Origin of the sequence: Achromobacter marplatensis (assembly GCF_049060505.1) — a bacterium.
GTDB lineage: Bacteria > Pseudomonadota > Gammaproteobacteria > Burkholderiales > Burkholderiaceae_B > Achromobacter > Achromobacter marplatensis_A.
On the sequence record NZ_JBMGRB010000014.1, the window covers coordinates 123,788 to 150,575 of the forward strand.

Sequence of the window (26,788 nt, forward strand, 5' to 3'; positions counted from 1 at the left end):
TTGCGTATTATAGGGATAGCACGATCCGAAAACGCAATAAATCGAATGCTCCGCGAACCTATCATGGTGCGAAATACCAGGAGCATTCATTATGGACGGCACGCCCGCCCCCGAACCCCAGCTGGACCTTGACTACCAGCTTGCCGACAACCTGACCCGGGAGTCCGGCCGCATCTTCCTGACCGGGACGCAGGCCCTCGTCCGCATCATGCTCACGCAGGCCCGGGTCGATCGCGCGCGCGGCCTGAACACGGCCGGCTTCGTGTCGGGCTATCGCGGGTCGCCCCTGGGCGGCGTCGACATGGCGATGTGGAAGTCGAAGCAGGCGCTGGACGCCGCCAAGATCTCTTTCCTGCCCGGCATCAACGAAGACATGGCGGCCACCGCCGTCATGGGCACGCAGCAAGCCGGCGTGCGCGCCGACCGCAATGTCGATGGCGTCTTCGCCATGTGGTACGGCAAGGGCCCGGGCGTGGACCGCGCAGGCGATGCGCTGCATCACGGCAACGCGGCGGGCGCATCGCGCCACGGCGGCGTGCTGGTGGTGGTGGGCGATGACCACACCGCCGTCTCGTCGTCGATTCCGCACGCCAGCGAAGCGTCCCTGATCGGTTGGCAGATGCCCATCGTGCATCCCACCTCCATCGACGAATACGAAACCTTCGCGCTGTGGGGCTGGGCGCTGTCGCGCTATTCCGGCACCTGGGTCGCGTTCAAGGCTGTGTCCGAGACCATCGAAAGCGGCCATTCGTTCACGCCCGCCGCCGTGCAGGCCTACGACATGCCCGCCGATCCCGACATGCCGCCCGAATCGCTGGAGTATTCAGCGCGCGACTTCCTGTCGCTGGCCGTCGAAACGCGCATGAACCTGCGCATGAAGGCGGTGGCCGCATTCGCGCGCCGCCACAGCATCGACCGCCTGACCTGCCCCGCGCCGAAGGCCACGGTAGGGATCGTGACCGTCGGCAAGGCGCATCTGGACACGATGGAAGCGCTGTCGCGGCTGGGCGTGGACACCGTCACCGCCAATGCGCCCGTGCGCATCTACAAACCCGGCCTGACCTGGCCGCTGGACGGCGAACGGCTGCTGGCGTTCGCGAGCGGCCTGTCTCACATCCTGGTGATCGAGGAAAAAGGCGCGGTGGTCGAAAGCCAGATCAAAGACCTGCTGTTCAACCGTCCCGACCGCCCCTCCGTCATCGGCAAGAAGGGCTTCGACGGCGAGACCATGGTGCCGTCTGCCGGCCAGTTGCGCCCATCGCTGCTGGCGCAGCCCCTGGCCGGTTGGCTGACCCGCACGGCCGGCGTGCCGCTGGCCGCGGACCTGGCGGCGTTCGAATGCCAGGCCGCGCTGTCCAACGACGCCGACGGCATGCGCCGCCGCCCCTACTTCTGTTCGGGCTGTCCGCACAGCACGTCGACCAAAGTGCCCGAAGGCAGCCAGGCGCTGTCCGGCGTGGGCTGCCACTACATGGCCGCCTGGATGGACCGCGACACCGGCGGCCTGACGCAGATGGGCGGCGAAGGCGTCGACTGGATCGGCCTGTCCCGCTACACCAAGATGCCGCACATCTTCCAGAACATGGGGGAAGGCACCTACTACCACTCCGGCTATCTGGCGATCCGCCAGGCCGTGGCCGCCGGGGCCAACATCACCTACAAGATCCTGTTCAACGACGCCGTCGCGATGACCGGCGGACAGCCGGTGGACGGACCGATCTCGGTGCCGCAGATCTGCCAGCAGTTGCGCGGCGAAAACGTGGCGCGCATCGTCGTCACCAGCGACGAACCCGAAAAGTACCAAGGCGTGGACCTGGGGCCGAACATCGCGGTGCACCACCGCCGCGAGCTCGACGCGCTGCAACGCGAACTGCGCGAGATTCCCGGCGTGACCGTGCTGATCCACGACCAAACCTGCGCGGCCGAAAAGCGCCGGCGCCGCAAGAAGAACCAATTTCCCGATCCCGCGCGCCGCATGCTGATCAACAGCGCCGTGTGCGAGGGCTGCGGCGACTGCGGCGTGCAATCGAACTGTCTGTCGGTCGTGCCGCTGGAAACGCCCTATGGCCGCAAGCGCGCCATCGACCAGTCCAGCTGCAACAAGGATTACTCGTGCGCCGAGGGCTTCTGCCCCAGCTTCGTGTCGGTCATGGGCGGCAAGCCCAGGAAGAGCGCGGCGCCCAAGACCGACCAAGAACGCCTGCAACGACTGATCGGGCAACTGCCGCTGCCGGCCACGCCCTCGCTTGACCGCCCCTACCGTTTGTTGGTCGCGGGCATGGGCGGCACCGGCGTCATCACCATCGGCGCCATCGTGTCGATGGCCGCGCACCTGGAGGGCCTGTCGGCGGCGGTGCTGGACCTGACCGGCCTGGCGCAGAAGGGCGGCACGGTCGTCAGCCACATTCGCCTGGCGCCCGCGGGCGCGCCGGCCGGCCCGGTGCGCCTGGACTGGCAGCAGGCCGACGCCGCCATCCTGTGCGACCCGGTGGCCTCGGTCGCGCCGGATTCGCTGGGCGCGCTGCGCCGCGGGCACACGCAAGTCACCGTCAACACCTATGTGGCGCCGGTATCGGATTTCACCCGCAACCCCGATGCCGCCATGCGTCCCGAAGCGCTACTGGCCAAGATCCGCCACGCGGCGGGCGAGGCAAACACCGCCGCCATCGACGCGCACGAAGCCGCGCTGGCCCTGTTCGGCGACAGCATCCTGTCCAACATGTTCATGCTGGGCTATGCGTGGCAGCGCGGCGGCGTGCCGTTGTCGCAGGCCGCCATCAACCGCGCCATCGAGTTGAACGGCGTGGCGGTCGCGGCCAACCGCGCCGCGTTCGACAGCGGCCGCCTGGCCGCGCATCAGCCCGACGCACTGGATAGCGCCCTGCGCCCGCACGCCCAGGTGGTCCAGCTACATGTGCCCGAGACCTTCGAACGGGCCGTGGCGCGCCGTATCGCGGACCTGACCGCCTATCAGGACGCCGGTTATGCCCGCCAATACCAGGACGTGGTCGAGGCCGTCGCGGCCCGTGAACGCGAACTGGCGCCCGACGCCAAGACGCCGCGCCTGGCGATGGCGGTGGCCCGTGGCCTGTTCAAGCTCATGGCCTACAAGGACGAGTACGAAGTGGCGCGCCTGTACACGGACGAGGCGTTTCAGGCGCAATTAAAGGGCCAGTTCGAAGGCGACTACAGCCTGCGCTTCCATATGGCGCCGCCGATCTTCGCGCGCAAGGACCCGCGCACCGGCGTGCCGCGCAAGATGACGCTGGGCCCGCGAACCATGACCGCGCTGAAACTGCTGACCCGCCTGAAGGGCCTGCGCGGCACGTGGTTCGACCCCTTCGGCCGTACCGCCGAGCGAAAAATGGAACGCGCGCTGATCGGCGAGTACCGCCAGACCATAGACCAGTTGCTTGTAGGGTTGAGCCGGGACAAGCTGGCGCAAGCGGCTACAATCGCCGGCCTTGCAGAAACCATCCGCGGCTACGGCCACGTGAAGGCTTCGAACGTCGAGAAGTATCGGACGGAATTGGGTCGATTGATGCAAAGCTATATGGCACCGGCCCCGCGCGACATGCCCCTGCGGAAAACCGCATAAACATTCGCTCTGAGCGGTCCTCTCCTGGGCGCGCCTTACTGGGCGCGCCCAGTGCATTTAGTAACAATCTTTTGTGAGCTTCGTCATATCTTCTTCTTGTCCCTGTAGTTCTCGATCACTAGAATTAGTGTCCAACGAGGGGTGCTACACTACATGTTGTGGTCGCCTAAGCGCTGATTCTCGTCGGCCACGCCTTTTGGACTAGTCCGTCCAAGCGTTCCGACCCCCTCAAAAGATCCACATTCGTACCTGACATGACCGTCGTCATGTCGCTATCTACGCGTTTTCGCACAGGAGCTTCCATGCAGACTACGATCGCCTCTGTGACCCGGCCTTCGGCCGTGCCGCCCTCGCAAACCGATTCCCCTGCCGACGCCAATGGCGGGCAATGGGCCAGTTACAACATCATTCGCCGCAATGGCTCGGTGGTCGGGTTCGAACCCAGCAAGATCGCCATCGCCATGACCAAGGCCTTCCTGGCCGTGAACGGTGGCCAGGGCGCCGCGTCCGCCCGGGTGCGTGAACTGGTCGAGAACCTGGCCAGCCAGGCCGTGAACGCCCTGGTGCGCAACCGCCCCAACGGCGGCACGTTCCATATTGAAGACATCCAGGACCAGGTCGAACTGGCCTTGATGCGCTCGGGCCAACACGACGTGGCCCGCGCCTACGTGCTGTACCGCGAGAAGCGCACGCAAGAGCGCGCCGCCGCCGCTGCCGCCGAAGGTCAGGACAAGGCCGCCGCCGCCCCGCAGGAACACGTGCTGAACGTGACCGATGCCGGCGTGCGCCGTCCGCTGGACCTGGCTGAACTGCGCGCGACCATCGTCGCCGCCGGCGAAGGCCTGGACGAATTCATCGACAGCGAAACCATCCTGAAGGAAACGGTCAAGAACCTGTACGACGGCATCCCCGTCGACGAAGTGTTCAAGTCCGCCATCCTGTCCGCGCGCGCGCTGGTCGAAAAAGACCCGGCCTACAGCCAGGTGACCGCCCGTCTGCTGCTGCACACGATCCGCAAGGAAGTGCTGGGCGAAGAAGTGTCGCAAGACGGCATGGGCGCGCGTTACGCCGAATACTTCCCCACGTTCATCGCACGCGGCATCGAAGCCGGCCTGCTGTCGCCCGAACTGGCCAACTATGACCTGACCCGCCTGGGTAAGGCCCTGAACGCCAAGCGCGACCTGCAATTCGGCTACCTCGGCCTGCAGACGCTGTACGACCGCTACTTCCTGCACATCCGCGGCACCCGCATCGAACTGCCGCAGGTCTTCTTCATGCGCGTGGCCATGGGCCTGGCGCTGCGCGAAGCCGACCGCGAAACGCGCGCCATCGAGTTCTACGAGATCCTGTCCTCGTTCGACTTCATGAGCTCGACGCCGACGCTGTTCAACTCGGGCACGCTGCACTCGCAGCTGTCGTCGTGCTACCTGACCACCGTCTCGGACGATCTGGAAGGCATCTACGACGCCATCAAGGAAAACGCGCTGCTGGCCAAATACGCCGGCGGCCTGGGCAACGACTGGACCCCGGTCCGCGCGCTGCGCAGCCACATCAAGGGCACCAACGGCGAAAGCCAGGGCGTCGTCCCGTTCCTGAAGGTCGTCAACGACACCGCCGTCGCGGTGAACCAGGGCGGCAAGCGCAAGGGTGCGGTCTGCACGTACCTGGAATCGTGGCACCTGGACATCGAAGAATTCCTGGAACTGCGCAAGAACACCGGCGACGAACGCCGCCGCACGCACGACATGAACACGGCGAACTGGATTCCCGACCTGTTCATGAAGCGCGTCATGGAAGCCGGCGAATGGACGCTGTTCTCGCCGTCCGACTGCCCTGACCTGCACGACAAGGTCGGCCGCGAATTCGAAGAAGCCTACATCGGCTACGAAAAGCGCGTCGCCAGCGGCGAGCTCAAGCTCTACAAGAAGATGCCGGCGCTGACGCTGTGGCGCAAGATGCTGTCGATGCTGTTCGAAACCGGCCACCCGTGGATCACGTTCAAGGATCCGTGCAACATCCGTTCGCCGCAGCAGCACGTGGGTGTCGTCCACAGCTCGAACCTCTGCACCGAGATCACGCTGAACACGAACGAATCCGAAATCGCGGTGTGCAACCTGGGTTCCGTGAACCTGGTCGCGCACATGAAGCCGGCAGCCGGCGGCGGTTTCGAACTGGACCACGACAAGATCAAGCGCACCGTCAGCATCGCGATGCGCATGCTCGACAACGTCATCGACATCAACTACTACGCCGTCGAGAAGGCCCGCAATTCCAACGCGCGCCATCGTCCGGTGGGCATGGGCATCATGGGCTTCCAGGATTGCCTGCAGATGATGCGCGTGCCTTACGCATCGCAAGCCGCTGTTGAATTCGCCGATCGTTCGATGGAAGCGGTGTGCTATCACGCCTACTTCGCATCGAGCTTGCTTGCCGAAGAACGCGGCCGCTATCAGTCGTATGAAGGTTCGTTGTGGTCGCGTGGCATCTTGCCGCAAGACACGTTGAAGATGCTGCGCGATGAACGCGGCGGCCATGTTGAAGTCGATGAATCGAGCTCGCTCGATTGGGATACGTTGCGCGCGCGCATCAAACAGCACGGCATGCGCAACTCCAATTGCGTTGCAATTGCCCCAACCGCGACTATTTCCAATATCATTGGTGTATCTGCGTGCATCGAACCTACTTTCCAGAACTTGTACGTCAAATCGAATCTCTCCGGCGAGTTCACGGTCGTTAACGATTACCTCGTGCGTGACCTGAAGAAACTCGGTCTCTGGGACGAAGTCATGGTCGCCGACCTCAAGTACTTCGACGGCAGCCTGTCCCGCATCGATCGCGTACCTTCCGAACTCCGCGAACTCTACGCCACCGCGTTCGAAGTCGAACCGAGCTGGCTGGTGGAATGCGCGTCGCGCCGTCAGAAGTGGATCGATCAAGCCCAGTCGCTGAACATCTACATGTCGGGCGCATCGGGCAAGAAGCTGGATGACACCTACAAGCTGGCATGGCTGCGTGGTCTGAAGACGACGTACTACCTGCGCACCTTGGGCGCCACCAGCGCCGAGAAATCCACGGGCCGCGGCGGCGAACTGAACGCCGTCACTGCCGGTGGCCAATCCACGGCTGCGGCCGTGGGCACCGCACCTGTTTTGCCGGAACCCGAAGTTCTCGGGGCGGTTTGCACCATGCGGCCGGGCGACCCCGGCTTCGAAGAGTGCGAAGCCTGCCAATAACCGCCTCCGGAGAATTGAATCATGATTAATTGGGAAGACGACACCCTCGCCACGCAACCTGCAAAGACCCCCGCCCCCGCGGGCGGTGGGCAGGCTGCGCCCGAAGTCCGGGCGGCGACCGGTGTATTCGGCGACACCGCCATGCCGACGCCCGCCGCGCCTGAACACGCGGCTGGCCTCGCCACGAGCGGCGCCGCGACCTCGCAACGTGTAAAGGTTGCTGACAAGCGCATCATCAACGGCGAAACCGACGTCAATCAACTTGTGCCTTTCAAGTACAAGTGGGCGTGGGAAAAGTATCTGGCCACTTGCGCCAACCACTGGATGCCGCAAGAGATCAACATGTCGCGCGACATCGCCCTCTGGAAGAACCCGAACGGGCTCACCGAGGACGAGCGCCGCATCGTCAAGCGCAACCTGGGTTTCTTCGTCACGGCCGACTCGCTGGCCGCGAACAACATCGTGCTGGGCACCTATCGCCACATCACGGCGCCTGAATGCCGCCAGTTCCTGCTGCGTCAGGCATTCGAAGAAGCGATCCACACGCACGCCTATCAATACATCGTCGAAAGCCTGGACCTGGACGAAGCCGAGATCTTCAACGCTTACAACGAAGTTCCGTCCATCCGCGCCAAAGACGAGTTCCTGATCCCGTTCATCGACGCGATCGCGGACCCCCACTTCAAGACGGGCACGCCCGAAGCCGACCAGACGCTGTTGAAGTCCCTGATCGTCTTCGCATGCCTGATGGAAGGCCTGTTCTTCTACGTGGGCTTCACGCAGATCCTGGCGCTTGGCCGCCAGAACAAGATGACCGGCGCCGCCGAACAGTACATGTACATCCTTCGCGATGAATCCATGCACTGCAACTTCGGCATCGACCTGATCAACACCGTCAAACTGGAAAATCCGCATCTGTGGACGCCGGAATTCCGCGAAGAAATTCGAGAACTCTTCCGCAAAGCGGTCGAACTCGAATACGCTTACGCCGAAGACACGATGCCGCGCGGCGTGTTGGGCTTGAACGCACCTATGTTCAAATCCTACCTGCGCTTCATCGCCAACCGTCGTTGCCAGCAAATCGGTATCGAACCGCTGTACCCGCAGGAAGAAAATCCCTTCCCTTGGATGGCGGAAATGATCGATCTTAAAAAGGAACGCAACTTTTTTGAAACTCGCGTGATCGAATACCAAACCGGTGGCACGCTGAGCTGGGAGTAAAAGCAGTTCGTCATCAGGCCCGGCGCGGGCACGCTCCAGATTTCCAAGGAGCGTCGCGTTCGCGACAGGCTTGATGACACTCTCCTCGGTCAGGGTGTTTTGTCGCCGGGCCGCCCAAGGCAAACCGCACCCCCTCGGGGGCGGCGAGCCAAAGGCGCGGCTTGGAGGCATTTCGAACACGTAGAACAAGCGGTCGGCAACCTGTGATCAGGCAGCCGATCGGCGCCATTTGAAATGGCTCGCGCCAAAGGAGCGGGGGCCATATCAAATGGCTGTGCCGAATTCATTAGCGCAAACCGTAGTAGCTGTTGCTCGCACAGAACAGCGGCATGCGCCGATGAATAGCCCGGGCACGGTTCGCCTTGTTGGCGAGTCGGGGCACGGGTTTAAGTTCTGGGACCCCTGAACCTAAGGAGCATGACCATGGCAACAGCCAAGAAAGCCGTAAAGAAAGCAGCGGTGAAGAAGCCCGCCGCCGCCAAGAAGGCAGTCGCTAAAAAGGCCGCACCGGCCAAGAAAGCCGCTGTCAAGAAGGTAGCTGTCAAGAAAGTCGCCGCCGCCAAGAAGCCGGCAGTGAAGAAGGTTGCCGCCAAGAAGCCGGCAGCCAAGAAGGTCGTCGCCAAGAAAGCGGTAGCCAAGAAGGCCGTCGCCAAAAAGGCCGTCGCCAAGAAAGCGGTAGCCAAGAAGGTTGTCGCCAAGAAGGCGGTTGCCAAGAAGGCCGTCGCCAAAAAGGCCGTCGCCAAGAAAGCGGTAGCCAAGAAGGCCGTCGCCAAAAAGGCCGTTGCCAAGAAAGCGGTAGCCAAGAAGGCCCCCGCCAAGAAGGCGGTTGCCAAGAAAGCGGTAGCCAAGAAGGCCCCCGCCAAAAAGGCCGCTGCCAAGAAGGCGCCTGCCGCCAAAAAGGCTGTTGCCAAGAAGGCCGTAGCCAAGAAGGCTCCCGCTGCCAAGAAGGCTCCTGCTGCGAAGAAGGCTCCTGCTGCCGCCAAGCCGGCTGCTGCTGCCAAGCCCGCCGCTGCCAAGAAGCCTGCTGCAAAGAAAGCCGCTCCGAAGAAGCCCGCAACGCCTCCGTCGTCGACGGCTGCTGCCCCGGGCGCGAAGACCGCGCTGAACCCCGCCGCGTCGTGGCCGTTCCCGACGGGTGGCCGTCCGTAATCAGGACGGTTGAAGCCCTGGCTTCACCAGAGCCGCCCGGCGTGCCGGGCGGCTTTTTCGTGGCTGCGGCGGCGGCTCAGAACCATCATGCCGTGAGACAATTGATTCCTTCTTTTTTCGGTGATCGCGTCCATGCTCGGTGATATCTTCCGCTTTCTCCTCGAAATCGTGTTCACGCTGTTCGGCGCCGCATTGATTGCCCGCGCCTGGATGCACGCGATCCGCCTTCACCCCTTCAATCCGCTTTCGCGCGCCATCTACCAAGCCACGAATTGGCTGGTGATGCCGCTGCGCAAGATCATCCCCGCGGGCAACAAGATCGATTGGACGAGCCTGGTCTCCACGTGGCTGGCCGCGCTGGCCTATATCGTGCTGATCTGGCTGGTGTCCATCGGCGCACTGATCCCCGCTGCCCTGCTGCCCGCAGCCATGGGCTCGGCCCTGCTGATGGCCATTAAATGGGCGCTGAATCTGGTGGTCTGGCTGACGCTGATCCAGGCCGTGCTGTCGTGGGTCAACCCGATGGCGCCCATGATGCCGCTGCTGCAATCGCTGACCGCCCCCATGCTGGATCCGATCCGGCGCCTGCTGCCGCGCACCGCGATCGACTTTTCGCCGTTGGTGCTGCTGATCGTGGCGCAAGTGCTGCTGATGGTGCTTAGCAATCTCAGCCAGCGCATGATGGGGCTGTAAGGCGCGGGGCGCAGCGCCCCGCCCCTTTGCCAGGCTACGCCGGGATGCCGGCGTAGATCTCGACCAGCTTCTTGCGGTCGATCTTATGGTTGTTCGACATCGGCAGCGCCGGGCAAGCCACCAGCTCGGACGGCACCATGTACGGCGGCAGCCGTTGGGCCAGCCGCTCTTTCCATCCCCCCAGCGCATCGGGCGCCAGAAAGCGCGCTTGCTCGGCCGCTTCGCCCGCTTCCGCCACGAAACCAATCAGGCGAACCGCCGTGCCGTCAGGCCGGCGCAGCACCGCGCACGCGCCGCCCTCCACGCCCGGCAAGGCATGCAGGGCCTCATCGATCTCGGCGAGTTCAATGCGATAGCCATTCAGCTTGATCTGGTCATCCATGCGGCCGCGGCAGAACAGCAGACCGCCCGCCTCCATCTGCCCGAGGTCACCCGTGCGGAAAGCGCGGCGGCCGTCGGCATAGGTGTAGAGCTTGGCCTCGTTCAGATCGGGACGGTTCAGGTATCCCCGCATGACGTGGTCGCCCACGATGCAGATTTCGCCTTCATCCACGATCAGCACGCTGTCCGGCTTGGCATGCCCCACCGGCAGCGGGTCATGCGCGGCCAGAACCGCATCGGTGACTTCGATCCACGTGGTGGCCACGGTGGCTTCCGTGGGGCCATACGTATTCAGAATAACGGCGCCGGGGAAACGCTGGCGCAATTTCTTGGCCAGCGCCGACGGCAGCGGCTCGCCGCAAAACAGAAACGTGCGCAACGCCGGCAAGCTGGCCGGCGAGAAATCGCGGTTGGCCAATTGCTGGTGCGCGAACGACGGGGTGGATACCCAGACCGTCACGCCATGCTGGGCCAGGCGGGGCATCCAATCGCCCGCCGCCGCGATCTGCTGGCGCGCGTTCAGCACGCAGGCGCCGCCCGACGCCAACGTGGCAAACACCTCGTACATGGACAAGTCGAAGCTGAAAGGCGCCTGGTTCATGAACACGGGCGCATCGCCCAAACCAAAACTGCCCAGCATCCAGTCGCCCAGCAGGCCGACGCTTTCGCGGCCGATCTGCACCCCCTTCGGGTCGCCCGTGCTGCCGGACGTGAACATGACATAAGCCAGCCCGCGCTCGGCCAGTTCAGCGCCCTGGCCCGATGTGAACGTGCCGGACGCCGCATCATAGACGGCAGCGGCGCGGACGATCTCGACAATGCGGCGCAGGCGCTCCGCCGGGTAGATGGTATCCACCGGCACGAACGGCGCACCGATCAGCAAAGCGCCGACCATCGCGACGAAGAAAGACGCTTCCTTATGCCCGTAGATGGCCACCGGCACATCCGGCGCGGCGCCGTTCTTGCGCGCCTCGTCGGCCCAGGCGGCCGCTTCCGCGCGCAATTGCGCCCAGGTCAGGCTGCGGTCGGCGCCGGCGACGGCCAGCGCGTCGGGGGCCACGTCGGTGTCGACGAATTGGAAGGACTTCAGGTCGAAACGCATGCCGAAACTCCCGGCGTCAGATGGGGCTGCGGCCGCTGAACACGTACAGCGCCAGCGCGGCCAGAATCAAGGTAAGCACGCGGCCCAAGAAGCGCATGACAGGCTGCGCCAAGGCGGCCTGCAGGGCGGGACGCGTGCGCGAGGCGTTGATCAGCAGGTTATGGCCCACCGAATACGCGCCGAACATCAGGCCGCTGACAATGTAGTGCAGCGACAGGCCGTTCCAGACGCCCATCGCCAGCAGCGTCGCGAAGATGCCGATGTTCTGCGCCGCCATGCGGTGACGGCCGAAGAACTTGGTCTTGCTCAAGGCCTTGTAGATCGGCATGAACACCACGTCGCGCAGCCACTCCGACAGGCTGATGTGCCAGCGACGCCAGAAGTCCTGCGGATTCAACGTCGCCAGCGGGTTGCGGAAGTTGATCGGCAAGGTAAAGCCGAACAGCATGCCGATGCCGATCGCCATCGTCGAATAGCCGGCAAAGTCGAAGAACAGGTAGGCGCTGTAGAGCGACGCGTTCAACGCCACGCCCGTGAACGAATAGTCGTGCGCGTCCAGCGTGGACAAGCCGTAGCGCCAGATCAGTTCGGCCAGCCCGAACTTCTGGATGACGCCCAGCATGATCAGTTCCAGGCCGGTCAGCCAGGTGCTCAGGTTCACGCCTTCGTAGCCGCGCTTGAGGTCCGCCTGGAAATTGCGCCAGCGGTACATCGGGCCGGCCAGCAGCGTCAGCGGGAAGAACAGATAGATGAAGTAATCCAGCGGCGACACGCGTTCGTTGCGCTGCGCGAACAGCAGCACGTCGATGGCACGGAAGGTCGCGAACGACAGTCCCAGCATGGCGCCCAGGTGCGACACGCCCGTCTTCACCAGCAGCAGCGGCGTCATCGTGATGATGACGGCCAGCCAGGTGGGGATGTAGTTGCGGCGCACGGCCCAAAGCGCGCTGCCCGAAATGGCCAGCAGCGCGATGGGTTGATAGGGACGCGCCCAGAACACTGCCATCCACACGCCCAGGCAGACCACGCCGATGATGTGGCGGTAGCCGATACGGAACGGCATGCCGAAGGACCGGTACGCCAACAGGCCAAGGCCCCCGAACAGGGCCCCGCCGAAAAAGCTCAAGCTTGCGAACAATTCCATGGCGTGGTCAGAACTGCTGATACTGGAATTCGACCTTGATCGGTCCGCCGCTGCCCGTGGTGGGCTGCGCCTGGAGCACGAACACCAGGATCACCCCGATGTACAGGCACAGGTGCCAGAAGAAACGGCGCCCGGCGCCCTCTTTTCGAAAGAATTTCATCGGGAAAAGTACTCCGCAATGCCTTGGTCCGCCATCGCCCAGCCGAGTTCGGCCAGATGCATGTCGTCGCGCACCATGCCGGGTTCGAACGGGATGCTGTAGAGATCCAGGCAACCCATCTGATACCGCTGGCACATGCCCGTAATGGCAGCCACCACCGGGTCGAATCGCTCGACATCCAGGATGAGCTTGGGATTGAACGGCTGAATGACGAAATACGCCTTCACCTTGCGTCGTTGCAGCAAGGCCATGACGCGCGACAGATCGCCCAGCTCGGTGCGGGTGATCGGGTCTACGTCGGCGAATTCGTTGCGCGCCGGCGAATACAGCGGCGCCAGGTACTGCTTGTAGTAGTCGTCGCGGACGTCGTAGGGATTGTTGCCGCCCAAGCCGCGCTCGACTTCGCGCGCCTGATGCGTCAGCCGGCTCCACTGCCCTGCGTTCAGACGGGCGGACGACGGCCAGGCGACGAAACGGTGCGCCGGCACCGACAGCTTGCTGCGCGGACGGTCCGGCGCAGGCTCTTTACGGGCATGCCACCACAGCGACAGCTTATCCTTGAGCTCGGCGACCTGGCCGTTGGCGATCAACCACAGCAGCCCCCAGTTGGCGTTGTCGCTGATCCAGTTCTGCATCTGTTCGCGCGTGTTCGGCTGGTCCCACAGGCGGTCCCAGACCGGGCCCGTCACGTGTTCGGCGAACGCGCTGCGCGGCAATTGGCCGCCCGAGGCGAACCAGGCGGGCGACACCATGATGACCAGCCGTGTGTTCGGCGTCAGCGAATTCGCCACGGATTCCAGCACGCTGACGATGCCATAGGACTGGAACATGGCGTGGCCATAGGCCAACGTCGGCACCTTCAGCTCTTCCGGAAAAAAGCGGTAAGGCACGAAGCGCAGGTCATGGCTGGACAGTTCGGACGATCCCAACACAACCAGCGTGCCGTCGCTCAGGGCGTTGCCCAGGCGATTCAGGTTGACGTGTTGCGTGCCCCAGTCCGGCCCCAGGTTGGGCAGGTAGTTGCTTTTGCCGGCCGCGGCCACGGACGGGGTCGACGTCGGTGTCACGATGCGGCTGAGCAAGTCATCCGCGCCGCAGTACGCCCCGATCGCCAGTGCTACGGCAGTCGCGGCGGCCGCGACGTGGGACCACAACTGCGTATTACGAAGTATGGGCAGCGACATAGCCGGCAAGCGTGCGGACCGACTGGAGGTGCTCGGCGATCTCGGGAGCCGGGATGCTGCAACCGTACTCCGACTCGACGGCCAGCGTGATGTCCACCGCGGCCAGGGAATCAACCAGGCCAGTGGCAATCAACTGCGTATCGGGGGTGACTTTCTTCATGACGATCGACTCGACGATCTCGCCGATCTTGGTGTGGAGTTCTTGCTCGGTATGCATAGACAGTGCAGGTTGCCTCGTGGGCAAAACATCCCCATCCCCTGGGATCCAGGACAACGAGGATACAGAAAAATGCTGAAACTCAACTGACGGCTCAGCGATCCAGACCGGCTTCAGGATGCACTTAGTTACATCAAAATCGAATCGCGATGCCGATCGCAGGCGCAATCATTGCATTTCGGCCGTCGAATCGCCATGAAACTTTTGGGGTAAATAGCGAGAAATGGCTGGGAAACGTAACGCTTGCGGGTAAATCCCGGGTGCTGCGTTGCGGCAGAACGACAAATCGCGGCGTCCTTTCCGGGCTTCTGCCCCTGGCCCCGATATTCGACGCCTGGATTTTCGGGCAAAAACAAAGAGCGTGGAATGGCCGCCCCCAGCCTGGCCCGGGCAAAAAAAAAAGCCCGCTTGCGCGGGCTTTTCTAATCAGGCTTGCCGATTACATCGGCGTGACGCGGGTCGGACCGGCGCCGCTGATCACTTGGACGCGCTGGCCCACGCTGACGGGCACATCGGCTTCCTGAGCGACCACGCGGGTTTCGCCGTTATCCAGACGCACGGTGATTTCATAGCCGGAATTCGTGCCGACGCGGTTTTCCACGGCGTTACCCGCCAGGGCGCCCAGAATCGCGCCGCCGACCGTGGCGATGGTGCGGCCCGTGCCGCCACCGATGGCGTTGCCTGCCACGCCGCCCAATGCGCCGCCGGCCAACATGCCGACACCGCTGGATTTATCGTTCTGGATCACGATCGGGCGCACGCCCGTGACCGTGCCTGTACGGACGATCTGCTCACGCTGGGCTTGATCGTAGCTGTACACCCCACTGGACGCGCTGCGATTCGCGCAACCGCCCAGCACAGCCATCGATGTCACGACGGCTGCGATGGCCAACCATCGACCCGTACGTGGCGTCACCAGGGAAAGAGATTTGCTTTGGTTCATTTGGACTCCTCGATCGGGCACTGCCGACGACTGTTGATCATAATACTCTGCCCGGAACAAGCGGCGCCCGCGGCTGCAACACACTGAAACTCACAGCCAAAGGCCGAAAACAGCGTTTAGATCACGGCGGCCAACAAGCCGCCTTGCGGAACACGATGCGGATTCGACCATTGCACCGCATCGTGGTTCCCAAGGAGCAAAGCGAATCAGGCAGGCAGATGGATGCCGTAGGTCGCGTGCAGCACGGCGTCGATATCCGCGCGCGACGGCGCGTGGTTCTGCGGGCCGCGAGACGCAATCTTGATCGCGCCCATGACGTTGCCCAGGCGGCAGCTGTCTTCCCAGTTCCAACCGCTGGTCAAGCCATAGAGCAGGCCGCCGCGCTGCGCGTCGCCGCAACCCGTCGGGTCGACGACTTGCGAGGCACGCACCGGTGCGATCTGGACGGTCTTGCCGCCGATGTACAGCGTTGCGCCTTCGGCGCCGCGCGTCACCACCACGGCTTGCAGCGTGGTGGCGATATCGGCCACGCTGCGGCCCGTGCGCTGCTCGACGATGCCCGCTTCATAATCGTTGACGGTCAACGCCTGCGCCAGCTTGAGCATGCGGTCCAGGTCGGCGCCGTCGAACAAGGGCATAGCCTGCCCCAAGTCGAAAATGAACGGAATGCCGCGGCGGTGCAGGCGTTCGGCGTGCGCGAACATGCCTTCCTTGGCATCCGGCGCCACGATGGCCCACGCCGCGTCCGCATCGCTTAGATCGTTTTCCGCGGCAAACGACATGGCGCCCGGGTGGAAGGCGGTGATCTGGTTGTCGTCCAGGTCGGTCGTGATGAAGCATTGCGCGGTGAAGGTGTCCGGCACGACCTTGACGCGGCTGGTGTCGATGCCCAGACCCGACAGGCGTTCCATGTATTCGCCAGCGTCTTCGCCCACGGTTGCCACCGGCACGGGTTTGCCGCCCAGCAGGTTCATGTTGTAGGCGATGTTGCCCGAGCAGCCGCCATATTCCTTGCGCATGCTGGGCACCAGGAACGACACGCTGAGCGATTGGATGCGGTCAGGAAGAATGTGCTCTTTGAAGCGGCCTTCGAACACCGCGATCGTGTCGAACGCCATCGAGCCGCAAACCAGGACGGGGGTTGCCATGCTTGTCATCCTTTAAGGAAAGAACTTATCGAGTTGGTAGCCATTGACCTGCACGCCAGTCACTTCAATGGGCACTGAGATCTTGAGTTCGCCAGCCGGGCCAAACGGGCCGCTCAACTGATCGGGCGTCAGGTAGTTTTCGGGCTTCAGCACTTTACGAACGACCACCGTATCCGACAAATCGGTCAGATCCAGCACCAGGGCTGGCCAATGCTGCGGCTTGTCGTAGCGATTGCGCAGCACCAGGTTCAACACCAGCCGGGTGCGGCCATCATCGATCGCGGCGGCGCCCGGCGGCGGCTGCAGCGACGACGAGGAAATCGCGATGCGCTCCAGGCGCCGGGCGTATCCGACCGTGCAGCCCAGCGGCTTGCACGCGATGTCCAGCACGGGCCGCAAGGCCGGCACGGAATTGGCAATGTCGGTGCGGTAGGCGTACACCAGTTGCAGGCCCAGCGCGATCAAGCCCAGCAGGCAGGCATAGCCCCAGACTTTGCGCAACAGGCCTCGGCGCGCCTGCCGATCCTGGTCCAGGAACTCGGGCGGCGCACGGCCCACGTCGGTCGCGCTGGAATAGCGGGTGCGCGCCTCGCCCAAGACCGGTTCGCGCGTATCGTCGTCGAGTTCGCCGTCGGCATCCTCGTCGGCGCGGATGCGGTAGTCGTGCGGGGTGGCGTCGCGGTGATCGTCACGATGGCCATCCGGGCGGGCATCGAATGGATCGTCTTCAAGGTAGTGATCGTCTTCGTTATCGCGGGCGTCGTCGGCGAAGGACGGCTCGGCGGGCGGAGCGCCGTGGCGCCGGGCATCCCGATCAACGACCGGTTCCGTGGCGCGCGATGCGATGACGGGCTCGTTGCGTGACGTCGGCGGAGCCGGTGGGGCCGGTGGGGCCGGTGGTGCCGGTGGTGCCATTGGCGCCGGTGGCGCCCAACGCGGCGCGGGGTCGCGGAGCGGCTCCGGATGGCGCACGAAGCTGGCGTGACGGGCGTCATCGCGCAGGTCGGCGTCGTCCTCGTCTTCCTCGTCCAGATCATTTTCCGGCAGGTCGTCATCCGGCTCGGTGCGCCGGCGAATGTCTTCGCGGCCGCGCAGCACGGACGGCGGCACGGCAGGCGCGGCGGACGGGATGGGCGTGGCGGGCGCGGCGGATACCCCGGGTGCGGCGGACGCCGGAATAGGCGCAGGCGACGGGGCCGCCGGAATGGGCTCGTCTTCCCATGGGGCGATCTGGCGAGGCGGCTCTGCGGAGGGGCGGGCCAGCGGCGGCGGCGCCTCGGAAGGCGGTGGTGGCGTCGGAACGTAGCGCGGCGGCGTCGCGGCGACGGACGCGGCAGGTGCGGCGGGTGCGGCATGCGCAACAGGCGGCGCGGCCAGCACCGGCGCAGCCGCCGCCGCAGCGGGCGCCACGACCGGCGGCACGGTTGGAACGGCCGACGGCGCGCCGGATGCCGGTAGCAGGCACGCCCGGCCGTCGAAAACGGTGGAGCAAGCGCCGCAGCGCACCAGGCCATTACGGACCCGGAGTTGGTCAGGCACCACCTTGAACGAGGTGCCGCACTGGGGGCAGCGCGTGGTCAGGGCCATATGCGATCCAGCCGAACCGCCGCTCAGGCCTTCTGGCCGTGCAGGCACACCCAGCCGTCGCGTGCGCGCCAGACCGACATCGCGATCCAGGGCGCATAGGCAGCGGCCACCTCTTCGGCCTGGCGTTCCAGCACGCCGGACAGCACCAGATGGCCGCCGGCGGCGACGCGTCCGGCCAGCATCGGCGCCAGCACCTTCAGCGGATTGGACAAGATGTTGGCCACGACCACCTGGAACGTGCCGTCGGCCAGCGCGTCGGGCAACATGGCTTGCAGCTCAACGCGGTTGACCTCGGCGTTGTAGGCGGTGCTTTGCACGGCCTGCGCGTCGATGTCCACCGCTTGCGTCGGACCCGCGCCCAACTTGCGGGCCGCGATTGCCAGAATGCCCGAACCGCAACCATAGTCCAGCAAGGTGGCGCCGGCCGGCAGGTCGGCTTCCAGCCATGCCAGGCACAGGTGGGTCGTGGGGTGGCTGCCGGTGCCGAAGGCCAGGCCCGGATCCAGTTCGATATGGATCGCGCCGTCGCCCGTGGCGGCCGGATCGAAGCCGGGCACGTCGGGGCTATCGCGGTGCCAACTGGGCACGATCCACAAGCGTTCGGCGATGTGGATGGGGCCAAACTGCGATTGCGTCAGGCGCACCCAGTCGGCATCGGGCACGTCGCGCAGGGTCCAGCCGGCAAACAGCGTCGGGTCCAGCTCGCCTGCCGCGGCGGCTTCTTCCATGATCTGCGCGGGATCGGCTCCGTCGGGCAGCAAGGCGACAACGCGATTGCGGTCCCAGGCCTGCACGTCGGGCTCGGTGCCGGGTTCGCCGAACAGCGGACGTTCGTCATCGGTGCCGAAGTCGGCGTCTTCGACGGAAACGGAGAGCACGCCCGCTTCCAGCAGCGCGTCCGACAACGCTTCGGCTTGCGCCTCTAGGCAATGGAGCACGAGTTCACGCATGATTATTCTTCCATCTGGTCATCGGGCCGCGGCGGATGCCGCGGCCCGATGACCGTAAAACAATTAAAAAGGCCCCCGAAGGGTTTGCCTTGGGTTCGCCCAAAGGCAAAAAGGGGCCGCGAGGCCCCTAGTGGTCGGTCAGGGACGCTGAGCCAACTTGTTTTCCAGATAGTGGATGCTGGTGCCGCCCTCGATGAAGCGGGCATCTTGCAACAATTCGCGGTGCAACGGGATGTTGGTGGAAATGCCTTCCACCACCATTTCCGACAGCGCGATGCGCATGCGGGCTAACGCTTGGTCACGCGTGTCGCCGTAGGTGATGACCTTGGCGATCATCGAATCGTAGTTCGGCGGCACGAAGTAGCCGTTGTACGCATGCGAATCGATACGCACGCCAGGGCCGCCCGGCGTATGCCAGTTGGTGATGCGGCCGGGGCTGGGCACGAAGCGGAAAGGATCTTCCGCGTTGATGCGGCATTCGATCGCATGGCCCTTGAACTGGATATCGCGCTGGCGCAGCGTGAACTTCTCGCCTGCGGCGACCAGGATCTGCTGCTGCACCAGGTCGATGCCGGTGATCAGTTCAGTCACCGGGTGTTCGACCTGGATGCGGGTGTTCATTTCAATGAAATAGAACTCGCCGTTCTCGAACAGGAATTCGAACGTGCCGGCGCCGCGGTAGCCCATCTTGCGGCAAGCGTCGGCGCAACGGTCGCCGATGCGCTCGATTGCGCGGCGGGCGATGCCGGGAGCCGGCGCTTCTTCGATGACTTTCTGGTGGCGGCGCTGCATGGAGCAGTCGCGTTCGCCCAGCCAGACGGCGTTGCGGCCGCCATCGGCCAGCACCTGGATTTCCACATGGCGAGGGTTCTCGAGGAACTTCTCCATATAGACTTCCGGGTTGTTGAACGCGGCGCCCGCTTCCGAACGCGTCATGGTGACGGCGTTCAGCAGCGCGGCCTCGGTGTACACCACGCGCATGCCGCGGCCACCGCCGCCGCCTGCCGCCTTGATGATGACCGGATAACCGACTTCGCGTGCAATGCGGATGATTTCCTGCGGATCTTCGGGCAACGCGCCCTCGGAACCCGGCACCACCGGCACGCCCGCTTCGATCATGGCGCGCTTGGCGCTGACCTTGTCGCCCATCAGGCGAATGGTGTCGGGACGCGGACCGATGAAGACGAAGCCGCTCTTTTCGACGCGATCGGCGAAGTCGGCATTTTCGGACAAGAACCCGTAACCCGGGTGGATTGCCTCGGAATCCGTGACTTCGGCCGCCGAAATGATGGCGGGCATGTTCAGGTAGCTGTCACGCGACGGCGCGGGCCCGATGCACACGGATTCATCGGCCAGGCGCACGTACTTGGCTTCGCGGTCAGCCTCGGAGTGCACGACCACGGTTTTAATGCCCAGCTCACGGCAAGCGCGCTGAATGCGCAGGGCGATTTCGCCCCGATTGGCGATCAGGATTTTTTCGAACATTTTCAGCTATCAGCCAATGACGAAGAGGGGTTGACCGTATTCGACGGGCTCACCATTTTCGACCAGGATTTCTTTGATGACGCCGGACTTGTCGGCTTCGATTTCATTGAGCAGCTTCATGGCTTCAATGATGCAGAGCGGATCGCCTTCCTTGACGGTGGCGCCCACGTCGATAAACGGGGCCGCGCCCGGGTTCGGCGAACGGTAGAACGTGCCGACCATCGGCGCCTTCACGACATGGCCCTGAATGACCGGGGCGGCTTCGGCGACCGGCGCGGCAGGCGCCGCGGCCGGGGCTGCGGGCGCGGCGTGGGCGCCGGCTTCGGGCTGGTGGTACGCCACCGGCTGCAAGGTCTGCGAGAACTTGACGATGCGTACCTTGCCTTCGCCTTCGGTGATTTCCAGCTCGGCGATACCCGATTCAGCCACCAGGTCGATCAGGGTTTTGAGTTTTCGAAGGTCCATAGAAGCTGCTTCCCGAGATAGTGTCGGCGGCGTCCCAGCGTGGGGTCCGCGCCGTATAAGATGTAAAAGCTGTGAGTTGGTGCGAGATCAGTGCCGCACTGCGTAACGCAGAGCCGCCTCGTAGCCGTCCGCGCCGAGGCCGCTGATAAGGCCTATCGCCAAGTCGGACAGATAAGAGTGATGCCTGAAGGGCTCTCGCTTATACAGATTGGACAAATGTACTTCAATAAATGGGATCGCGACCCCAGCCAGCGCATCGCGAATTGCGACGCTGGTGTGCGTATAAGCCGCCGCGTTGATGATGATGAAGTCTGTGCCGTCTTGCCGGGCCGCCTGAATGCGGTCAACCAGCGCGCCTTCGTGATTGCCTTGCCAAGCTGACAGCTTGGCGCCCAATTCGCCTGCAAGCAGTTCCAGGCGCTCATTGATCTGGGGCAAGGTCAAACTGCCGTAGATATGAGGTTCCCGGGTGCCAAGCAGGTTCAGGTTCGGGCCATGCAATACCAGTATGTTTTGCGCCATGCGCTTGCCAATGAGTGGATTGCCAATTGTTGGCAAAACAGCCGATAAACCAGCTTTTTACGCCAATTCCTACTATTTGTCCAACAGACTTACGCCTTCAAACCAGAGAGGGTTTGATTCAAGTCATCGGGTTGGATTTCGCCCAGTATTTTCCGATTAATTCCGCCATCTGCATTGAAAACGATGGTAAAAGGCAGGCCGCCACTGGGGTTCCCCAGCTTGCGCAAGGTATCGATTGCCCCGGCGCCGATGACCCAAAGCGGGTAGGAAACTTGCACTTTCTCGACGAATTTTTGCATGTTCGCCGCCGAATCGACGCCGATACCGACAAATCGAATATGCGGGTATTTTTTCTGCAAGGCATCCAGTTCGGGCATTTCCCTGACGCACGGCGCGCACCAGGTCGCCCAGAAGTTGACCACCATCGGTTGGCCTTTCCATCCGGCCAACGTATGGGTCGCCCCGTTCAAATCCGGCATCTGCAATTGCATCAGCCCGGCGACGGGATCACCCGCTTCGGCTGGAGCGGCGGAATCCTGGGGCTTGCGGCCCATCCACGTAAAAGCGCCCGCAACCGTGGCGGCAACCGCCACGCCGGCGGAAAGAAGTAGGCGTCGATTCATGGCGCGATCATAACCGCTACTGCTGTTTTTTGTCGCAGGGCCGTCCCAAGACGAAAATACCCCCTTGGGGGGCAGCGAGTGGCAACGCAACGCGGCGCGGCGTGGGGCGCTCTATATATACAATGCAGGACAGGAGAGTTTTCAATGCACCTGCATATTCTTGGCATCTGCGGTACGTTCATGGGTGGCTTGGCGCTGATCGCGCGGGCCGCCGGACACAAGGTCACTGGTTGCGATGCGGGCGTGTATCCGCCCATGAGCACGCAACTGTCCGAACAGGGAATCGAACTGATCGAAGGCTTCGGCGTCGACCAGATGGCGCTCAAGCCCGACCTGTACGTGATCGGCAACGTGGTCAGCCGGGGTAATCCGCTGATGGAAGCCATCCTGGAATCAGGCGCGCGCTATGTGTCCGGCCCGCAATGGCTCGGCGACAACGTCCTTCCCGGCCAGCATGTGCTGGCGGTGGCGGGCACCCACGGCAAGACCACCACCAGTTCGATGCTGGCGTGGGTGCTGGAAGCCGCCGGCCTGGCCCCCAATTTCTTGATCGGCGGCGTGGCGCAGGATCTGCACGTGTCGGCCCGTTATGACCCGGCGCGCCAGCCCTTCGTGATCGAGGCGGACGAATACGACACCGCCTTCTTCGACAAGCGCTCGAAATTCGTCCATTACCGCCCGCGCACCGCGATCCTGAACAACCTGGAATACGACCACGCCGACATCTTCCCCGATCTGGCTGCCATCGAGACCCAATTCCACCATTTGGTGCGCACCATTCCGGGATCGGGGCGTATCGTGCGTCCCGCACATTCCGAAGCGCTCGACCGCGTGATTGCCCGCGGATGCTGGTCGGAAACCGTCACGTTCGGCACCGATGGCGGCTGGCAGGCCACACCGCCCGACGCAGATGGAGCGTTCGGCGTGCTGCGCAACGGTGCGGCGGTCGGCACCGTGCGCTGGAATCTGACGGGGGAACACAACCGCATGAACGCGTTGGCGGCCCTGGCCGCCGCCGAGCATGTGGGCGTCTCCGCGGAACAAGGCATCGACGCGCTGACCCGCTTTGGCGGCGTCAAACGCAGGATGGAGCTGCGCGGCACGGTCAACGGCGTGAAGGTCTACGACGATTTCGCCCACCATCCCACCGCCATCGCCACCACTCTCGAAGGATTGCGGCGCCAGGTCGGGACGGCACGCATTTTGGCGGTGCTGGAACCCCGGTCCAACACCATGAAGCTGGGCACCATGGCCGCCCGCCTGCCCGACGCCCTGGCCGATGCCGACCTGGTGTTCTGCTTCGGCGCGCACAACGGCAAGCATGCGCTGGGCTGGAATCCGGCCGACGTCCTGGCCCCCCTGGGCGACCGGGCTTCCAGTTACGATGACATCGGCGCCTTGGTCGCCGCCGTGGCCGCCGCGGCCCGACCCGGGGATCAAGTGCTTGTCATGAGCAACGGCGGCTTTGGCGGCATCCACGGCAAGCTGCTGGACGCCTTGCAGGCGCGCGGCTGAACGGCGGCCCGCCACCGGACAACGACGACATGATCCTTTACCTGCATGGGTTTCGTTCCTCGCCGACTTCGATGAAGGCCAGGATGATGGCCGACGCCATGGCCCAGCGCGGCCTGGCTGCCGAGTGGACCTGCCCCCAGTTGCCCGCCAGCCCCAGGGAAGCGATCGACCTGGCCATGGGCATTGCCCGGCGCCAGCTGGATGGCGTGGATAGTCCCCGCGCCCTGACCGTGGTCGGCTCGTCGCTAGGCGGTTTCTACGCCACCTGGCTGGCCGAGCAACTGGGCTGCCAGGCCGCCCTGCTGAACCCGGCCGTGGAGGCGGCGCGCGACCTGGCCACCCAGGTCGGCGAACACCACATGTATCATTCCGACGCGCCGTTCGTCTTTTTGCCCGAATATGTGGACGAACTGGCGGCGATCCATGCCCCTCTCATCACGCAGCCCGACCGGTACTTCCTGGTGGCGGCGACCGGCGACGAGGTGCTGGATTGGCGCGAAATGCGCGATCGCTATGCGGGTTGCCGCCAGCGTATCGTGCAGGGCAGCGACCACGGTTTATCCGATTTCGCCCAATGGATGCCCGAGGTGCTTGAATTCGCCCTTGGCGCCAGGCAGGTTCGCGCCCAATAATCAGTACCAGACCTCAACACTCTATATAGCTGCGCAAGGCGGCGCGTGCGCGCCGCCCAGGACGATCCCCACCATGTATGTGTTTTACGAAGACGACGGCAGCTTCAAGGCCGGCAATATCCTGTCCGAGACCGACGCCAGCCTGCAGGTGGAATCGGAGTCGGGCAAGCGCAGCAAGATCAAGCGCGCCAACACCCTGTTCAACTTCGCGGCGCCCGAGCCGGCGGCGCTGATGAGCCAGGCGGCCGAGGTTGCCGAGACGCTGGATCTGCAGTTCCTATGGGAATGCGCGCCGCAGGAAGAATTCGACACGCCCGCCTTGGCTGCCGACTATTTCGGCCACGCCCCCACGCCTGTGGAGCAGGCCGCGCTGCTGATGCGCCTGCATAGCGCGCCGGCCTATTTCCATCGCCGCGGCAAGGGCCGTTACCGCCCTGCCCCGCCGGATATTCTGGCCGCCGCCCTGGCTGCGCTGGACAAGAAGCAGCGCCAGGCCGAGCAGCAGCAGGAATGGGTGGACGAAATGGCCGCCGGCCGCCTGCCGGAACCCATCGCCCAGGCTGCTGAGTCCCTGCTGATCCGCCCGGACAAGAATACGCAGCAATGGAAGGCGCTGGAGGCCGCGTGCGCCAAGCTGGGCAAGACGCCGGACCGCCTGCTGCTTGAGCTGGGCGCCTGGCCGCATGCGCTGGCCTTGCACAAGCGCCGCTTCCTGGCGGTGAACTTCCCGCGCGGACTGGCGTTCCCCGACCTGGAACTGCCGCCCATCGACCGCGACCTGCCGCTGTCGGACGCCGAGATCTATTCGGTGGATGATGTCACCACCACTGAAATCGACGACGCGCTGTCCGTCACGGAGCTGCCCGACGGGCGCCTGCGAGTAGGCGTGCACGTGGCCGCCCCCGGCCTGACCGTGACCCGCGACAGCGAGTTCGACAAGCTGGCACGCGCCCGTCTGTCCACGGTTTATATGCCGGGCGACAAGATTCCGATGCAGCCAGACAACGTCATCAAGGCGTTTTCGCTGGATGCCGGGCGCGAAGTGCCGGTGCTGTCGCTGTATGTCGTGGCCGACCCGGAGACGGGCGAGATCATTGAATCCGAGACGCGCCTGGAGCGCGTGGTGGTGCGAGAAAACCTGCGCCACAACATGCTGGATGCGCAGGTCACGGAAGCCAGCCTGGCGGACCCGTCGGCGGACATTCCCTATGGCCACTGGCTGCGTCCGCTGTGGAAGCTGGCGCAGGCGCTGTCGGCGCAACGCGAGAAGGTGCGTGGCAAGCCCGAGAACAATTCGCGGGTGGAATACAGCTTCTATCTGGACGGCAATCCCGACGATCCGGACACGCCGGTGCGGCTGGTGCCGCGCCAGCGCAATGCGCCGCTGGACCGCATGGTGGCCGAATACATGATCCTGGCCAATAACCAATGGGGTGGCTTGCTGCACCAGCACGGCGTGCCGGGCATCTACCGTTCGCAACAGGCGGGGCGCGTGCGCATGAGCACGCAGGCGCTGCCGCACGAGGCGATCGGCGTGCCGCAATACGCCTGGAGCACGTCGCCGCTGCGCCGCTATGTCGATCTGGTGAACCAATGGCAACTGATCGCCGCCGTGGAACATGGCGTGTCGGCCCGCCTGGTGGCCCCGTTCAAGCCGCGCGACGCGGACTTGTTCGCGATCATCGGCGCATTCGATGCGCAATACGCGGCGTGGGCGGAGTTCCAAAGCGCCATGGAACGCTACTGGTGCCTGCGCTGGCTGAAGCAACACGGCGTGACCCGCACGGTGGCGCACGTGTTGCGCGACGATCTGGTGCGGTTCGCGAATGCGCCGCTGGTGACTCGGGTGGGCGGGATGCCTGAGTTGGAGCGGGGGACGGCAGTGGAGATTGATATTCTGGGGATGGACGAGTTGAGTCTGGAACTGGATTGCAGGTACTTGGGAGAGGTTAGTCCGGCTGCTGGGGATGCTGCTTCTTAGTTGGCAGGCGGTGTTGGATATTTAGTGGGGCTTCGTGGGTCGACTTCGGGTGGCGGGCGGGGCGGGTTTGTTTTTCTTTGGGCTTCGTAGGTCGCCCGTCGGCGGGGTTCGCCTGATGGCGCACGCCCACGATTGCGGTCCGGAGCCTTCGCTCCGGACTGCCCCTTCGTCATCTTCGTTGCGGCCTGCGGCCGCTGCCTTCAGATTCCCTCGGGCGCATCAAGGTTGCGCGCCATCAGGCGAACCCCGCCGACGAGCTGGCGCCGTCTTGGCTCGATGCGCTGCTGGGTGGATTATTACTGACGAGATTTGCGGGGCCCGCCGAAAGCGTCCGCGCGGGCGGACGCTTTCGGCATACGCGTTGTCGGGGCGTTGTCGCGTGGTCGCTTGCGCGCTTTTGGGGGGTGGTTTTCTGTTGGTCCCGCCGTCAGGTGGGGAGGTGGAGCGACGGGTGGCGCGCGGCCAGCAGTCGCTTGCTTTTTCGCACCTGTGCGCGCGCCACCCGTCTAAAAGGGAGGCCGGCGATGGGATCCGGCGATGTCGTGCTTTTGAGGGATTATCGTCAGCGGTGAATTGGTCTCCGATGGCGCATTGACCGTCAACCGCGGATTCGTCTCCGACGGCGCGTTGATCGCCAACCACGAATTCGTCTCCGACGGCGCATTGATCTTCATCCGCGAATTCATCTCCGATGGCGCATTGATCTTCAACCACGAATTCATCTCCGACGGCGCGTTGGTCTTCAACCGCGAATCCGTCTCCGATGGCGCACTGACCGTCAACCGCGAATCCGTCTCCGATGGCGCACTGACCGTCAACCGCGAATCCGTCTCCGATGGCGCACTGACCGTCAAC

General features: G+C 64.2%; 22 protein-coding genes. 9 read left to right on the forward strand and 13 right to left on the reverse strand.

What is annotated here, in order from left to right:
- Window positions 1-91: 91 nt before the first annotated feature.
- From ACI0FO_RS27515 to ACI0FO_RS27535, 5 genes are all read left to right on the forward strand, one after another.
- Window positions 92-3,598 carry an indolepyruvate ferredoxin oxidoreductase family protein gene (locus tag ACI0FO_RS27515; protein WP_416031770.1) on the forward strand — a complete coding sequence of 1,169 codons (3,507 nt, stop codon included), beginning with the start codon at window positions 92-94 and terminating at the stop codon, window positions 3,596-3,598.
- A gap of 302 nt (window positions 3,599-3,900) precedes the next feature.
- Window positions 3,901-6,831, forward strand: coding sequence for a ribonucleoside-diphosphate reductase subunit alpha (locus ACI0FO_RS27520; RefSeq protein WP_416031771.1), 2,931 nt, complete (start codon window positions 3,901-3,903; stop codon window positions 6,829-6,831).
- Between the two features lie 21 nt (window positions 6,832-6,852).
- Complete coding sequence (locus ACI0FO_RS27525; RefSeq protein WP_105559328.1) at window positions 6,853-8,052, forward strand: ribonucleotide-diphosphate reductase subunit beta; 1,200 nt, start codon at window positions 6,853-6,855, stop codon at window positions 8,050-8,052.
- 423 nt (window positions 8,053-8,475) lie between these two features.
- A complete protein-coding gene (locus ACI0FO_RS27530; protein ID WP_416031772.1) occupies window positions 8,476-9,201 on the forward strand; it encodes a histone H1-like DNA-binding protein in 726 nt (241 codons plus the stop codon).
- A gap of 132 nt (window positions 9,202-9,333) precedes the next feature.
- Entirely contained in the window at window positions 9,334-9,894 is a 561-nt protein-coding gene (locus ACI0FO_RS27535) for a YggT family protein (protein ID WP_416031773.1), read from the forward strand.
- A gap of 34 nt (window positions 9,895-9,928) precedes the next feature.
- Here the strand turns inward: ACI0FO_RS27535 and ACI0FO_RS27540 are convergent, their stop codons facing one another.
- The 13 genes from ACI0FO_RS27540 to ACI0FO_RS27600 form a co-directional block, all read right to left on the reverse strand.
- On the reverse strand, window positions 9,929-11,377 hold the full coding sequence (locus tag ACI0FO_RS27540) for a D-alanine--poly(phosphoribitol) ligase (RefSeq protein ID WP_416031774.1): 1,449 nt from the start codon (window positions 11,375-11,377) through the stop codon (window positions 9,929-9,931).
- A gap of 16 nt (window positions 11,378-11,393) precedes the next feature.
- Window positions 11,394-12,521 (reverse strand): MBOAT family O-acyltransferase, encoded by a 1,128-nt coding sequence (locus ACI0FO_RS27545; protein WP_416031775.1) that lies wholly within the window; start codon window positions 12,519-12,521, stop codon window positions 11,394-11,396.
- Window positions 12,522-12,528: 7 nt separating this feature from the next.
- Complete coding sequence (locus tag ACI0FO_RS27550; RefSeq protein ID WP_105559333.1) at window positions 12,529-12,681, reverse strand: hypothetical protein; 153 nt, start codon at window positions 12,679-12,681, stop codon at window positions 12,529-12,531.
- Window positions 12,678-13,865, reverse strand: a complete 1,188-nt coding sequence (locus tag ACI0FO_RS27555) for a D-alanyl-lipoteichoic acid biosynthesis protein DltD (RefSeq protein ID WP_416031776.1) — start codon at window positions 13,863-13,865, stop codon at window positions 12,678-12,680. Before ACI0FO_RS27555 ends, ACI0FO_RS27550 begins: the two co-directional genes overlap by 4 nt.
- Entirely contained in the window at window positions 13,843-14,082 is a 240-nt protein-coding gene (locus tag ACI0FO_RS27560) for an acyl carrier protein (RefSeq protein WP_006226661.1), read from the reverse strand. Before ACI0FO_RS27560 ends, ACI0FO_RS27555 begins: the two co-directional genes overlap by 23 nt.
- Before the next feature lie 439 nt (window positions 14,083-14,521).
- Window positions 14,522-15,025 carry a glycine zipper 2TM domain-containing protein gene (locus tag ACI0FO_RS27565; RefSeq protein WP_169271870.1) on the reverse strand — a complete coding sequence of 168 codons (504 nt, stop codon included), beginning with the start codon at window positions 15,023-15,025 and terminating at the stop codon, window positions 14,522-14,524.
- A 206-nt stretch (window positions 15,026-15,231) separates the two neighbouring features.
- Window positions 15,232-16,173 carry a carbohydrate kinase family protein gene (locus ACI0FO_RS27570; RefSeq protein ID WP_416031777.1) on the reverse strand — a complete coding sequence of 314 codons (942 nt, stop codon included), beginning with the start codon at window positions 16,171-16,173 and terminating at the stop codon, window positions 15,232-15,234.
- Window positions 16,174-16,185: 12 nt separating this feature from the next.
- A complete protein-coding gene (locus ACI0FO_RS27575) occupies window positions 16,186-17,760 on the reverse strand; it encodes a DUF3426 domain-containing protein (protein ID WP_416031778.1) in 1,575 nt (524 codons plus the stop codon).
- Between the two features lie 23 nt (window positions 17,761-17,783).
- Window positions 17,784-18,710 (reverse strand): 50S ribosomal protein L11 methyltransferase, encoded by a 927-nt coding sequence (prmA, locus tag ACI0FO_RS27580; RefSeq protein ID WP_416031779.1) that lies wholly within the window; start codon window positions 18,708-18,710, stop codon window positions 17,784-17,786.
- A gap of 138 nt (window positions 18,711-18,848) precedes the next feature.
- The gene (gene accC, locus ACI0FO_RS27585) at window positions 18,849-20,195 is read right to left on the reverse strand and encodes an acetyl-CoA carboxylase biotin carboxylase subunit (protein ID WP_054427251.1); all 1,347 of its coding nucleotides are present in this window, start codon (window positions 20,193-20,195) and stop codon (window positions 18,849-18,851) included.
- Between the two features lie 9 nt (window positions 20,196-20,204).
- Window positions 20,205-20,660: an acetyl-CoA carboxylase biotin carboxyl carrier protein gene (gene accB, locus ACI0FO_RS27590; RefSeq protein WP_416031780.1), complete on the reverse strand. Its 456-nt coding sequence runs from the start codon at window positions 20,658-20,660 to the stop codon at window positions 20,205-20,207.
- An 87-nt stretch (window positions 20,661-20,747) separates the two neighbouring features.
- Window positions 20,748-21,182: a type II 3-dehydroquinate dehydratase gene (gene aroQ / locus ACI0FO_RS27595; RefSeq protein ID WP_416031781.1), complete on the reverse strand. Its 435-nt coding sequence runs from the start codon at window positions 21,180-21,182 to the stop codon at window positions 20,748-20,750.
- 89 nt (window positions 21,183-21,271) lie between these two features.
- Window positions 21,272-21,805, reverse strand: a complete 534-nt coding sequence (locus tag ACI0FO_RS27600) for a TlpA family protein disulfide reductase (protein ID WP_416031782.1) — start codon at window positions 21,803-21,805, stop codon at window positions 21,272-21,274.
- Between the two features lie 144 nt (window positions 21,806-21,949).
- Here ACI0FO_RS27600 and mpl point away from each other — a divergent pair, with 144 nt between their 5' ends.
- From mpl to ACI0FO_RS27620, 4 genes are all read left to right on the forward strand, one after another.
- Window positions 21,950-23,320 carry a UDP-N-acetylmuramate:L-alanyl-gamma-D-glutamyl-meso-diaminopimelate ligase gene (gene mpl / locus ACI0FO_RS27605; RefSeq protein ID WP_416031783.1) on the forward strand — a complete coding sequence of 457 codons (1,371 nt, stop codon included), beginning with the start codon at window positions 21,950-21,952 and terminating at the stop codon, window positions 23,318-23,320.
- Window positions 23,321-23,349: 29 nt separating this feature from the next.
- Window positions 23,350-23,952 carry a YqiA/YcfP family alpha/beta fold hydrolase gene (locus tag ACI0FO_RS27610; RefSeq protein ID WP_416031784.1) on the forward strand — a complete coding sequence of 201 codons (603 nt, stop codon included), beginning with the start codon at window positions 23,350-23,352 and terminating at the stop codon, window positions 23,950-23,952.
- Between the two features lie 73 nt (window positions 23,953-24,025).
- Window positions 24,026-25,933: a ribonuclease catalytic domain-containing protein gene (locus ACI0FO_RS27615; RefSeq protein WP_416031785.1), complete on the forward strand. Its 1,908-nt coding sequence runs from the start codon at window positions 24,026-24,028 to the stop codon at window positions 25,931-25,933.
- Between the two features lie 591 nt (window positions 25,934-26,524).
- On the forward strand, window positions 26,525-26,788 hold a 264-nt coding region (locus tag ACI0FO_RS27620), incomplete at its 3' end, for a hypothetical protein (protein WP_416031786.1).